Here is a 13,438-nt window from a genome sequence, read left to right on the forward strand (position 1 = left end):
TTTAAAAGGGTTTAAATTACCATTTAAGGTAACCCTAAACGTAACCCTAAAGGTATCTTTTAATATTTTACTTATTAAAATTTCAGGGTTCCAATATTTAAATGTTTCTTCTATTTATGACTATTTCTGAATTACTTAATAGCCTATGAATAAGGCATCCAGTATATATTTACATATATAAACAATAAATGCCCCAATAGGGACATTTAATTTGTATTTAATTTTGGTTGAAACGGTATTTAAATGGTATTTTTTGACATTTAATTTTGATTTCATAAGAATGCCTACTTGCACCGTTTTTCTTTTATTTATCGGTATTTGCGCCCTGTTTTTTTGATTTTTATTTTTGACATTTTATTTTAGGGGGTATAATCCTCACAAATTAACGCACAGTTACTTCCAAAGTATACTGATTCTCTTAAATATAAAAAAGATACTGCAATATTAGGATTAAGCAACAAAAAAGAAATAGTAATAGATTTTAAAAAACCACAAAAAAAGAGTGGTTTTAATTTTTCTCTTGGAAAAGAAAAAGAAGTTATTTACAGAGATAATTTTACAAATCGGATTTATTTTCAAAATGGATTTGATAGAACATTAATATATCAAAGAGATAATACAACTAAATGAAGTCCATATTATTTTTAATAGCCTATTTGGGGTTATCATTACAATTTTATTTTCCTCAAAATATCAAAGTAAGAATTATTGATTCTGAAGAAAACAAACCTCTTCAAAATGTTAGAATTATGTCTGATAATGTGGTGCTGTATAGTAACGATGATGGGGAAGTAGAACTAAAAAATGATAAGAAACCACTGAATATTTTTGCTCAAGGATATGAAGAGTTAACATTGGAGTCTTTAACTCCTATTATAAAATTAAAGCCATTATATAAAGATATTGAAGAGGTGAAAATATCCAAAATAGATATAAGGCAAATGTTTCAAAATGCTTTAAAAGATTATCTAAGCATATATTACAGTAAGCCCTCTCTATATCAATCTACAATAAAGCAAAAAGGTTATATTGATGGGAAAATGATTAACCTTTTAATAGCCAATATTGACATATGGGCTTTAGCAAATGCCTATAATTTTAAGGCACAAGATAATGTCGACTCTTTTGTCCAAATCGGCTTTAACAACATTAAATATTTTAAAACTAAAGTATCTTCTAATGATTATCCCTTTAATACAGATATTCAAATAACTCCCAAAAACTTTATTCAGAAGTTATTTTTTAATAGTGAAATTATTGGTTTTTTAAATGATACAAAAAATAGTGTATTTGTTTCAAAAATACTTTCAGAAAACCAGAACATTCAAATTATTTATTTTGAAACAAAAGATGAAATAAATACATATAAAGGAAAATTTACATATAGCAAAACAGACAAAGTCATTAGTAGTTTTGATCTTTATATAACAAATATGTCTCAGTCGTTCAAGAACAAGAACAAACGAGGAGAAGCTTACGAAGGTGTAGCCACTTCAAATAATATCAAATATGATTTTTATAAAAAAGACGGAAAATATCTACCAGCTTTAGTTTATACCGAAATTAAAGGTTATGCGCTATACAAAGAAAAAAAGTATCCCGTTTCATTTATTCAAGAAATAAATTTTCAAAAATTTTTAGAATCAGATAAAAAAGGATTGAAAAATAAAATTGATTTAAATAAAAATCTAACCGAAAATATTGCTAATAAAGAGATTAAAGAAAATAATACTTTACTTTCCAAAGAAGAACAGAAATTTATTGATGAGCCATAAAAAGAAATCTCCAGAATTTTACGAATATTATCCTAAACTATTTCACGATTATTTTCCAGATATAGATAAGGTGACAATAGACCTGCTTTCAAAAGCAGGCTTTTATTTTTATCAATCTATTTTGCAATTAGATGCTGTTATTGATAATCAAGAAAATCATAGAATATTTAATGTTTTAGATTTACAAGAGAATGCAATAAAAATTTTATCCACAATATATGAAGATGGTAACAATTTTTGGAATCTTTGGGAAACAAGAAAAAGAGAGTTTCGCAAGGCAATATCATTAGAAAAAAACCTTTGGAATAATCCAAGTGAAGAGAATTATAATAAAGTTGCAGATATGAAATCTGCCTTTGGAAAAGTAGCTATTGATAGTTTATTTATTTTTTCAGAAAATAGTAACAATAGCGAAATTTATAATTTACTGCTCGAATCTCATAAATATTTTTCGATAGGGTTTCAATTATATGATGATATTATAGATTTCACAGAGGACTTTAACAAAAAACAATTTAATTGGGCGGTATATGAATTATCCAAAACATTAGACTTTTCCAAATATAAATATGATGTAAATATTTTAAATAAGTTGTTTTATATAGATGGAACAAGTGTTATTCTTTTTGAAAAATCAATTTATTATTTGGAGAAGGCTAAAAAAGTAATTGAAAAATTGCCACCGGATAGTTTGTGGCTGGATACAATCTGCGACTTTGAAAAAACAATTCTTCAAACCAAGGATTCAGTTAATGGTTATGTCAAAACAATAGAAGAAAAAGCAAATACAAAAAGAAAATTAATTCAAGAAGATTACTTTTTTGATTTTAATAAAGTCACAATAGACTTTTTTTTTAAAGGCTTGCAATTCATTAAGAGTGATTTTCTTCAAAATTATGTTGATTTAAAGCATTTTATGTATTTAGGAGGTATGGAAGGATTCGAGAATGAAATTGATATCCATTCTTCAGATACTTTTCAAAGAGCATTATTGAATGATTGTTTGTTGGAAATTGCACATTCTTTTAATCTTAATCTTCAAGTTTTTATTGAAAAAGAAAATCAATATATAGAAGGAAGACAAAATAAGGACAATATTGGAGCTTGGTCTTATTTTCCAACTGTTCAGGAAATAGCAGCAGATATTGACGATCTAGGGCAAATTATGCAACAGTTTATCAAAACAGGAAATGGGAAATTGGTAGATAAATATTGTATAAAAGCAATTAGTATTGCCGTATCTGAAAGAACACAGCCTAGTGGTGGAATAGAAACTTGGATTCTTCCTAAAGTAAATCTTACTGAAAAACAGAAAAAACAGGATTTATTCAATTCTACCAAATGGGGAAAAGGGGCAGATGTGGAAGTTGTAGCCAACTTTGTATATGCTTTAACCTTATTAGATTCAGAAAAATACAAGTCCACCATAGAAAAAGCAATCAAGTATATTATTTCAGAGCAAAAAGAGCAAGGGTATTGGGAGAGCAGATGGTACTATGGTAAACTTTATGGTACATATGTTTGTCTGAGGTTGCTTAATGAGTTTCCTACACAATATGGAGCTGTCAAGCAGAAAATAAAAGACTTTTTGATTGGTTTCCAAAATGCTGATGGAAGTTTTGATGAGAATCAATATAAAAATTTGTCAACTTCTTTTGCTATTTTTTGCATGAATTTATTAGAGTTTCCTGAACTTGAGAAAATGAAAAATAGCGCACAACAATTTTTAATAGAACATCAGCATGAAAATGGTAGTTGGAAGGCGGAAAATTTTATTAAACCTAAAGCCCATGAGCCTTACAAAAGTAAGACGCTTACTACTGCTTACGCATTAAAGGCTTTACTATAATGGAGGAAAGCCCTGTATATAAACTATCATCAGATATTGAATTTTCAAAATTCAATGAAAGTGAATATTTACTGCATAATGTAAAACTTAATAAATATACTAAACTGAATCAGAAATACTATGATTTATTAAGTTTAGCAGATGGGAGCAGAACAGTATCACAAATTAATATGGATTTTCAAAAAAGCCATAAAGTACCTATTTCAGATTCACAAATTATATTGCTTTTTGGTCAGCTAAAACAGTATGGAACTTTTGGTCACGATGATTCAATAAAAGAACAATCAAAAATTCCGGACTATATAAAATATGGTTTCATTTTTCTTAAACCAGAAGTAATTTCAACAATAGTTCCCTTCTTGAAACTATTGTTTGTCAGGAAAGTTTTTTATTCGGTTATTTTTTTTTCAATCATTATTTTTGGATATAGTATTTATACAAATTATTATAATAATCCGACTCTCAACTCTAATACTTTTGTGCCATATTTTATATTGCTACTTTTTATAAGTACTATTTTTCATGAGCTGGGACATGCAAGTGCATCCCATTTTTTCAAGGCAAGACATGGAGGAATTGGCTTTGGTTTTTACTTGTATTTCATACCAGCATTTTTTGCAGACGTGACGGATATATGGAGATTAAGTAAGTGGAAAAGAATTATAGTAAATAGTGCAGGTATTTATTTTGAAATTATTTTTTGCTTATTACTATTAATTATTGGTTTTTTTATAAAATATCATATACTGGAAATTTTGGCATTGGCTATTTCAGTAAAAGCATTATACAATCTAATCCCATTTTTGCGAGCTGATGGATATTGGATATTGTCAGACTTGTTGAACAAGCCTAATCTTAATTTCCATGCCATGAACAACTTAAAATTGATTCTATTATCTACTTTTAAAAATGAAAAGTCTATACTAACGAAAAAGGATTATCTTATTGCTTTATATGGGGGCTTTAACATTGTAATGATAGCTCTGTTTTTCTATTATCAAATATTTTTAAATTGGTATTCAATTATAAATTTTCCCATAACAATTTATAAAATAGTTATCTCAATCTTTCAATGGAAGTTTAATTTAAGCTTTAATGAATTATTCAAACTATTATCAGTCTTAATTTTTTACATTATAAGTGTCAAGATAATTTTAGGAATAATGAAGAGATAATTATTGTTTTTCAAACACACTAAATAATTGCACAATTTAAAGTTATAGAATTGACTTTTAAAATGAAATTTCATATAGAAAAATTAGCACCTAAATTAGCACCCGAAAATTAAAAAGCCTATAAACACGTTGTTTATAGGCTTTTTTTGCGGAGAGTGAGGGAAAGTAACTGCCTTAGTAGGAGCTTCCGGAAGTTGTAAACCACCATAATGAAATTGCTTCTTAAATTTTACAAACCTGTTAAGGGAAGTATCTTTTACAACTATGATGATTTAGAGATCATCTCACCGAAAAGTTTGAGAGAGAATTGTGGCGTAGTGATGCAGGACGGGTATATTTTTTCGGATACTATCGAAAGAAATATTGCAACAGGAGATGAAGAAATTAATAGGGAAAGATTACAAAATGCTACAAAAATAGCCAATATAGAAGGATTCATCGACAGTATTCCTTTAGGATATAACACCAAAATCGGAGCATCAGGAAATGGAATTTCAGGAGGACAAAAACAACGTATTCTGATTGCACGTGCCGTTTATAAAAATCCACATTACATCTTTTTTGATGAAGCAACTTCGGCATTGGATGCGGAAAACGAAAAGACAATTCATGACAACTTACAATCGTTCTTTAAAGGAAAAACAGTCCTGATTATAGCACATCGCCTTTCAACTGTAAAAAAAGCCGACCAAATCATTGTTCTAAAAAATGGACAAATTGTAGAACAGGGAAATCATCAACAATTGACAGCAAATAAAGGTGAATATTATAATCTTGTAAAAAATCAATTGGAATTAGGAAGCTGAATAAACTGTCTTGATTTTATAATTATGGCGTCTTGATTCATAAATCAATACAAAATAAGGGCTAAATCATTTTAGAAGAAGAAATAAATCAAAACCCTGTAAGTTAAAACTCACGGGGTTTTTAATTATGTTTCCTAAAATATCTTGAAATATCAAAAAAATAAAAAAGCCAATTTTACATTGCTTTTGGCTGTAAAATTGGCTGTAATTAATTTAAATCACTGATTATCAAGTGATATTGTAGACCCACAGGGATTCGAACCCCAGATGACTGAACCAAAATCAGTAGTGTTACCGCTACACCATGGGTCTCTGTTTTATTGTGGTGCAAATTTACGACAAATTTTCTATTTTGCAAGAACTTCGTAAAAAAAATACACACTTTTTTCTCTAAAAACCGTTATTTAACTGAATTTCAATATCAAAAAATACACGGGATTTTTTATCCACAGAGTGGTTTTAGTATATTTATTTCCGTAATTTTGAAAAAATTAAAAATTAAATGAGCAGTACAGACGATAAGAAAAAAGCGCTAGCCCTGGTGCTGGAAAAGCTTGATAAAACATACGGAAAAGGAACTGTAATGACTTTAGGAGACGATTCTGTAGATCACACTATCGAAGTTATTCCTTCTGGTTCTTTAGGACTTGACCTTGCATTAGGTGTGGGTGGTTATCCAAAAGGAAGAATTATCGAAATCTACGGACCTGAATCTTCAGGTAAAACAACTTTAACGCTTCATGCAATCGCCGAAGCACAAAAGCAAGGCGGGATTGCAGCATTTATTGATGCTGAGCACGCTTTCGACAGAAATTATGCAGCTAAACTGGGAATTAACTTAGAAGACCTGATTATTTCTCAGCCCGATAATGGTGAGCAGGCATTGGAAATTGCAGATAACCTTATTCGTTCAGGAGCAATTGATATTGTTGTAATAGACTCTGTTGCAGCCCTAACTCCAAAAGCAGAAATCGAAGGGGAAATGGGAGATTCTAAAATGGGTCTTCATGCCAGATTGATGTCTCAGGCACTAAGAAAGCTTACAGCTACTATTTCCAGAACAAAATGTACCGTAATCTTTATTAACCAGCTAAGAGAAAAAATCGGTGTAATGTTCGGTAACCCTGAAACAACAACTGGTGGTAATGCTCTTAAATTCTACGCATCTGTAAGAATCGATATTCGTAAGGCTAGTGCTCCAATTAAGCAAGGTGACGAAGCTGTAGGTAGTCGTGTGAAAGTGAAAATTGTAAAAAATAAAGTAGCACCTCCTTTCAAACAAGCAGAATTCGACATTATGTATGGTGAAGGAGTTTCTAAAGTAGGAGAAATCCTGGATCAGGGTGTAGAACAAGGTGTGATCCAGAAAAGTGGTTCATGGTTTAGCTACAACGATACTAAACTAGGTCAGGGTCGTGATGCGGTGAAAGACGTTATCAAAGATAATCCGGAACTTCAGGAAGAACTTGAAGAAAAGATCAAAGAAAAGATCAACGGAAATTAATACCATTTGAAATTGGAGATTTGGCTTCGCCGAACCACTTCGTTAGGTTTGAAATTATAATCTTCCTGTTTCTTCAAATAACTAAGAATGCCATTCTGTCACTTTTTGCAGGATGGTATTTTTTTTGAAAAAATTCATCTGTAAATCATAAATAAAAAAAATCTAAATAATTATGGCAAAAGGAAATATCAATGTATCGGTGGAAAACATTTTCCCGCTTATCAAAAAGTTTCTTTACAGTGATCACGAAATCTTCTTAAGAGAACTTATTTCTAATGCAACAGATGCAACACTAAAACTAAAGCATCTTACTTCTATTGGTGAAGCGAAAGTAGAATATGGCAACCCAAAGATTGAAGTTAAAATAGACAAAGACAACAAAACACTTCATATTATAGACCAAGGACTTGGTATGACTGCCGAAGAGGTAGAAAAATACATTAACCAGGTTGCTTTCTCCGGAGCTGAAGAGTTTTTGGAGAAATATAAAGATTCTGCTAAAGATTCCGGAATTATCGGACACTTTGGTTTAGGTTTCTACTCAGCATTTATGGTTGCTGACAAAGTAGAGATTATCTCCAAGTCATACAAAGAGGGAGAATCTGCAGTACACTGGACTTGCGATGGCAGTCCGGAATTTACACTGGAGGAAACTACCGCCAAAACGGATCGTGGAACGGAGATCATTCTTCATATCGCTGAGGACTCGACTGAATTCTTAGAAGAATCCCGCATTCGCGAGTTACTTCTAAAATACAATAAGTTTATGCCGGTTCCGATTAAATTCGGAATGAAGACAGAAACACTTCCTCTTCCTGAAGGGGCAGCAGAAGATGCTAAACCTGAAACTATAGAAGTAGACAACATCATCAACAATCCTAATCCGGCATGGACAAAATCACCAAGTGAGCTTACAAATGAGGATTACCAGAAGTTCTACCACGAGTTGTACCCAATGCAGTTCGAAGAGCCTTTATTTAATATTCACCTGAATGTTGATTATCCGTTCAATCTGACAGGGGTTTTATTCTTCCCTAAACTGGGTAACAATCTTAATATCGAAAAAGATAAAATCCAGTTATACCAGAATCAGGTTTTTGTAACAGATGAAGTAAAAGGTATTGTTCCGGACTTCCTGATGTTGCTTCGCGGGGTAATCGATTCTCCGGATATCCCGTTGAATGTTTCCCGTTCTTATCTTCAGGCCGATGGTGCTGTAAAGAAAATCTCTTCTTACATCACAAAGAAAGTGGCAGACAAAATGGTTTCATTAATTAATGAAAACCGCGAAGATTACGAGAAGAAGTGGAATGACATAAAGGTGGTTATCGAATACGGAATGATTTCTGAAGATAAATTCTATGAGAAATCTGACAAGTTTGCCTTGTATCCTACAACTGATGGTAAACATTACCTATGGGAAGAATTAACTGAAAAGATAAAACCGTTACAAACCGATAAAGATGGAAAACTGGTTATCCTATATGCTTCTAATACCAACGAGCAGGATAGCTATATTCAAAATGCAAAAGCTAAAGGTTACGAGGTTCTTTTATTAGACTCCCCTATTATTCCACATTTGATTCAGAAACTTGAATCTTCAAAGGAGAATATCTCTTTTGTAAGAGTAGATGCAGACCATATCAACAATTTGATTAAAAAAGATGAGCCTGTAATCGCTAAGTTGAATGACACAGAAAAGGAAACTTTGAAAAAATCTGTTGAAGAAGCGGTAAACGATCAGACATACACTGTACAATTAGAAGATCTGGACAGCGATGATGCACCATTCATTATAACCCAGCCAGAATTTATGCGTCGTATGAAAGACATGCAGATGACTGGTGGCGGCGGAATGTTTGCAATGGGTGGATTCCCAGATATGTACAATCTTGTTGTAAATGCAAACAGCGATTTAGCTACTGGTATCCTGAAAACCGAGAACACTGAAGATAAAAACGCTTTGGTAAAACAGGCTTTAGATTTAGCTAAGCTTTCTCAGAACTTACTGAAAGGTAAAGACCTTACTGATTTTATCCAGAGAAGTTTTGCACAACTGAAAAAGTAATCTTTTTTATTGTTAATTAATAGAGTCTTTTATATAGTAAAGGTGGAAAATCAATTTTTCCTCCTTTACTATTTTAACCTTAATTGGTGATTATATCCAATTGAAAAGATATGTATGATAAAAAGTTTATCAAGCAATACTATTCTAATTCTATGGGGTTATACGGTTTAGATTTCAATTTTATAGAAGATCCATCTTCTTCATATGCACCATTATGGAAAAAGCCAGGATTATCATGATAACTCTTTTGAAGCTTCCTAAATTGCTTTCTATTTACACGAAAAATTTCCTTTTCATTTCTTATGTAAATTTCTCCATCTTTTTTATCCATTGCAACCGCAGTAAAATGATAGTGATTTTTACTGTCTTCTAATTCCATAATTAAGCCCGGCAATCCTTGGAATACATATGGACCATTATTAATAGGAATATCTGTAGTATACCATGCAGTATATTTTCTTCCTCTGTATTCTGTAATTGCTTTTCTACAACTATATCCTAATATATCTTTGGTTCCATCTTCAAGTTTCCAATCAAAAACAGGTTGTTGCTCCTCATATTGGTAATCAGCCTTAACATAATTCTGCATTATATTTTTTTGCTCTGATATATTTTTTACTAAAGTATTATTCCAGTTGTCATGCAATGCAAAATACCTACTTACTTCTTTCGCTCCAACCTTCCCCATGGGACTATAAATTGCCATCAATGAATCTTTCCTTAATTTAACAAAATCAACAAATTTGGAATAATCTTTCCCTAATTGTAAAATACATAAAGCCTCTGTCTTTTTATCTGATTTTCTGGGCTTTTCTACAAACTCAGCTTTATAATAAATATTCTGATAACTTTTATCTAATATTTCAATACTATAAGGCCCTGCGTTAACAGAGAAATTAGGTGAAAAAGTATCTTGTGCGCTTATAAAAATCGCAAAAAAACAAGTAAATAATGAATTGAATAATCTCATAGTTTCATAGAAAAAGAGCCACAATAAAAATGTGGCTCTGATTTATTTAGCACTTATGGTATTAAGAGCATTTAATACTATCTAACTCTTTTACAGCATCCTGCATATCATTAATACTTCTGTAATTATCAAAGCATAAACCATAGCTTGCACCACATTCGGCTGTATGCCTATACCATTCACTACATGCTGCACCCCCTGCAACATTTTTTAAATCAGCTCTAGAAAGTCGTTTTAAATTTTTCATAAAATTATTTTATTGATTAGTATTTCAAATCTAAACATTCTTCTATAAAAGACAATTTAACATAATTACTTTTTATGAAATTTTAACATTTGTGAAAAAATCTTAATACATTTAACTTGGTGTCAAATTGTATTTAGGCCAATTTATTTTCTATCTTTAGGATTCCTAAAACTTACACATATGATATTAGAAAAATTTTTTGCCCTTGTGGTATGGTGGCGGTATTGGAAACAACTGCAAACGCCGTGTAAGGCGTTAGGACACCTACGCCCCAAGGGCTTTATCATTTCCTAATACTTACACATTATGAACTCAAAGAAAACCGCCGTAATATTGAACGGCAAAGAAGTTGAGCTAAAAGACTGGTTTGTTTCGATTAGCCAACCTGGCTCTGTCCACACGAATGCTAATATCGAAGTACGAGACTACTCCGATATAGGTTTTAAAATTAAATCTATTTTGGCAGTATGCATGCAGGCGTTGGAAAGTCTGGATAACGGATCTTCTCATGCGGATACTTCCGATCTTTGCAATGTTTTGCAAATTGCATATGATTTGCTTCCACATTCAGAATTAGAATTACTCACCTATATTCAGCAGGCTGTATCAACAGGAATATCTGAATAAAAAAGAATAAAGGTATATCTTCGGATATACCTTTTATTTTTATACACTAAAGTAGATTTGAAAAAGTTAATTCTCCTTTATTAAAGACTCTGAATAGCCTTTAGAACTTCAGCGGAATTATTTTTAATACCCATTAAATGTGCTCCTGTAGATTCAATAAATTGTTTTGGCTCCGGAGCATTGTCAAAAACTAATTTGCCCTGTTCATAAGGAACTTCTTTATCCTCTTTACTGTGGACAACTATTTTAGGAAGCTTCCTAAGTCCTTTTATATCTTCTTTTGCTGAATAAGGAGAAACCATACCTTTCAGGATCATATCTTTATACTGAGGTGCATAGAAAGCAGCAATATCAGTAAACGAAGCCATAGGACTATCTAAAATTAAACCTGAAATTTTATCCACATTATCTTTAGCCAGATGCGTTGCAATTTGTGATCCCAAAGAAGCACCATAGATATAAATTTTAGTATTCTTAATATCTGGTCTATTGATAAACTGATTAAACAACATTTGTCCGTCTGCTGCTACGTTCAGGTGAGTAGCTTTTCCTGTCGACTTTCCATAGCCACGGAAATCTATCATCACTACCTGAAACCCTGCATCTACTAAAGGTTTTGTAATAATCTGATTGGTAGTAACATTCCCTCCGGCACCATGAAAGAATAAAATAGTTTTCTTAATCTTTTTAGTCTCAGGTTTTGCAATATAAGCTGTAATAGTATCTTGTTCCACAGGAACAGCAATATATTCAAGCTTTGAAAATTCAAGTGGTTTAAGTTTTTTGCTTGGCTGATAAAACTTATCGTCCATTTGTGCATGAGCAAAACTTAGTAAGAATAAAAAAAGAGCGGAGAAAATTTTGATAGCTTTCATAGTATTTGATTTTTAAATTATGGTTCAAAGCTACCCTACCGACCACAGAAAAGAAAAATAATATCGCTGAGCTGTTATTTTAAAATACCGAATGGTAAAAATCCTGAACTCAAACTTTTTTAAACATTCACAATTACCTTCCCTACTACCCTTCCGGTTTCTACTTCTGTATGAGCTTTTCCCATTTCTGAAAAGCTAAATTCCTGATGAATATGAGGCTTTAGCACTTTAGTTTCTAGTAAATGGGCTATAGTTTGTATTGTTTCTTTTTTTGAAGACACCAGATAGAACTGTAAATCGACATTTTTTTGTGCGGCTTTTTCCAACGCTTCATCCTGAATATCTCCGGAAGGTAATGTTATCACAATTCCGTTATCCTTTACAACATCCAATGATTTTAATAAAGTTTCACCAGCAATACCATCCAATACGACATCAACATCTTTAATTACATTTCCAATGTCTCCTTTTGTATAGTCAACATGCTCATCTGCTCCCAAAGACAAAACAAAATCTCTGTTTTTAGCAGATGAAGTCCCGATAACATAAGCACCTAAATGTTTCGCTATCTGTACTGCATGATGTCCGACTCCACCTGAAGCTGCATGAATCAATACCCGGTCGCCCTTTTTTACTTTACCAATTTCTGTTAATGCCTGATAAGCTGTAGAAGCTGCCAGAGTTGTTGCAGCGGCTTTCTGAAAAGATATACCTGCGGGAATGAGTGCCAAATGATTCGCCGGAGCTGCCACATATTCAGCATAAGCTTTTCCGTTTCCAAAGAAGTTAACCATTCCGAATACTTTATCTCCGGATTTAAAATCTTTTACATCTTTACCAACTTCGGTAATGTCACCGGAAATATCCCAGCCTAAAATAACAGGTCGCTCTTCTGCAAATAGCCAACTTAGTACACCATCGTTGCGTCTTGCCTTTACATCAACAGGGTTTATACTAATAGATGCTACTTTTACCAGCACCTCATCGTTTTTAATAGCTGGAATTTCTACTTCAGCTAATTGCAGGTTTTCCACTCCGCCTGCTTCATTTAAAAGAATTGCTTTCATCTGAGTTTTATTTTAAATATTAATGAAGCAAATGTAGATTATTTAGTATCTTTATGTCAAGTATGCACTTTTTAGTACTCTACATACCTAAAATATACTATTATTGATTATCAGTAAATTAAATTTTAAAAAAAATGAAAAATAATAAATACATCAATGAAGAATCTTGTCCTGTGGACTATGCTTTTAAGCGAATAGGTGGAAAATATAAGGGCAGAATATTATGGCATTTACATCTGGAGAATATTATGCGATATGGAGAACTAAGGAAGACACTAAGCGATATTACCCCAAAAATGCTTACCCAAACGCTGCGCGAATTGGAGGACGATAATTTGCTTCACAGAAAGGTATATCAGGAAGTACCTCCAAAAGTTGAGTATTATCTGACTGAAACGGGTGCTGAACTTATTCCTTTTATTACTCACCTGAAGAAATGGGGTAAAAAAGAAATGGAGAAAGCCCGGAGTTAGAT

At 32.0% G+C, this 13,438-nt stretch carries 11 protein-coding genes, 1 tRNA gene and 1 pseudogene; 8 read left to right on the top strand and 5 right to left on the bottom strand.

Going from position 1 to position 13,438, the window contains the following annotated elements; genetic code table 11:
• The first annotated feature begins 626 nt into the window (after positions 1–626).
• The 4 genes and pseudogenes from AYC65_RS14475 to AYC65_RS14490 all read left to right on the top strand — a co-directional run.
• Entirely contained in the window at positions 627–1,775 is a 1,149-nt protein-coding gene (locus AYC65_RS14475; RefSeq protein WP_028123564.1) for a hypothetical protein, read from the top strand.
• Positions 1,765–3,624, top strand: a complete 1,860-nt coding sequence (locus tag AYC65_RS20820) for a prenyltransferase/squalene oxidase repeat-containing protein (protein ID WP_034975277.1) — start codon at positions 1,765–1,767, stop codon at positions 3,622–3,624. The genes AYC65_RS14475 and AYC65_RS20820 overlap by 11 nt, the downstream gene beginning before the upstream one ends.
• Positions 3,624–4,799, top strand: coding sequence for a zinc metalloprotease (locus AYC65_RS14485; protein WP_028123562.1), 1,176 nt, complete (start codon positions 3,624–3,626; stop codon positions 4,797–4,799). The genes AYC65_RS20820 and AYC65_RS14485 overlap by 1 nt, the downstream gene beginning before the upstream one ends.
• A gap of 159 nt (positions 4,800–4,958) precedes the next feature.
• A pseudogene (locus tag AYC65_RS14490) lies at positions 4,959–5,605 on the top strand (ATP-binding cassette domain-containing protein); the annotation flags it as partial.
• 241 nt (positions 5,606–5,846) lie between these two features.
• Here the strand turns inward: AYC65_RS14490 and AYC65_RS14495 are convergent.
• Positions 5,847–5,917 (bottom strand) — tRNA-Gln (locus AYC65_RS14495).
• A 190-nt stretch (positions 5,918–6,107) separates the two neighbouring features.
• Between AYC65_RS14495 and recA the strand changes: the two genes are divergently transcribed.
• Both recA and htpG read left to right on the top strand, forming a co-directional pair.
• Positions 6,108–7,109 carry a recombinase RecA gene (gene recA, locus AYC65_RS14500; RefSeq protein ID WP_034870969.1) on the top strand — a complete coding sequence of 334 codons (1,002 nt, stop codon included), beginning with the start codon at positions 6,108–6,110 and terminating at the stop codon, positions 7,107–7,109.
• A gap of 172 nt (positions 7,110–7,281) precedes the next feature.
• On the top strand, positions 7,282–9,177 hold the full coding sequence (gene htpG, locus AYC65_RS14505) for a molecular chaperone HtpG (RefSeq protein ID WP_034870968.1): 1,896 nt from the start codon (positions 7,282–7,284) through the stop codon (positions 9,175–9,177).
• Positions 9,178–9,316: 139 nt separating this feature from the next.
• Here the strand turns inward: htpG and AYC65_RS14510 are convergent, their stop codons facing one another.
• Together AYC65_RS14510 and AYC65_RS14515 are read right to left on the bottom strand one after the other, a co-directional pair.
• A complete protein-coding gene (locus tag AYC65_RS14510) occupies positions 9,317–10,147 on the bottom strand; it encodes a GLPGLI family protein (protein ID WP_034870967.1) in 831 nt (276 codons plus the stop codon).
• 61 nt (positions 10,148–10,208) lie between these two features.
• Complete coding sequence (locus tag AYC65_RS14515) at positions 10,209–10,394, bottom strand: bacteriocin-like protein (RefSeq protein WP_021347326.1); 186 nt, start codon at positions 10,392–10,394, stop codon at positions 10,209–10,211.
• Between the two features lie 306 nt (positions 10,395–10,700).
• Between AYC65_RS14515 and AYC65_RS14520 the strand changes: the two genes are divergently transcribed.
• A complete protein-coding gene (locus tag AYC65_RS14520; RefSeq protein ID WP_034870966.1) occupies positions 10,701–11,021 on the top strand; it encodes a hypothetical protein in 321 nt (106 codons plus the stop codon).
• A gap of 80 nt (positions 11,022–11,101) precedes the next feature.
• On the opposite strand, the gene AYC65_RS14525 is transcribed toward AYC65_RS14520, so the two are convergent.
• Positions 11,102–11,896: an alpha/beta hydrolase gene (locus AYC65_RS14525; protein ID WP_034870965.1), complete on the bottom strand. Its 795-nt coding sequence runs from the start codon at positions 11,894–11,896 to the stop codon at positions 11,102–11,104.
• 119 nt (positions 11,897–12,015) lie between these two features.
• A complete protein-coding gene (locus AYC65_RS14530) occupies positions 12,016–12,963 on the bottom strand; it encodes an NADP-dependent oxidoreductase (RefSeq protein WP_034870964.1) in 948 nt (315 codons plus the stop codon).
• 134 nt (positions 12,964–13,097) lie between these two features.
• On the opposite strand from AYC65_RS14530, the gene AYC65_RS14535 reads away from it, so the two are divergent.
• Positions 13,098–13,436 (top strand): winged helix-turn-helix transcriptional regulator, encoded by a 339-nt coding sequence (locus tag AYC65_RS14535; RefSeq protein WP_034870963.1) that lies wholly within the window; start codon positions 13,098–13,100, stop codon positions 13,434–13,436.
• Positions 13,437–13,438: the final 2 nt, after the last annotated feature.

Source organism: Elizabethkingia bruuniana (genome assembly GCF_002024805.1).
In the GTDB taxonomy this organism is placed as follows: domain Bacteria; phylum Bacteroidota; class Bacteroidia; order Flavobacteriales; family Weeksellaceae; genus Elizabethkingia; species Elizabethkingia bruuniana.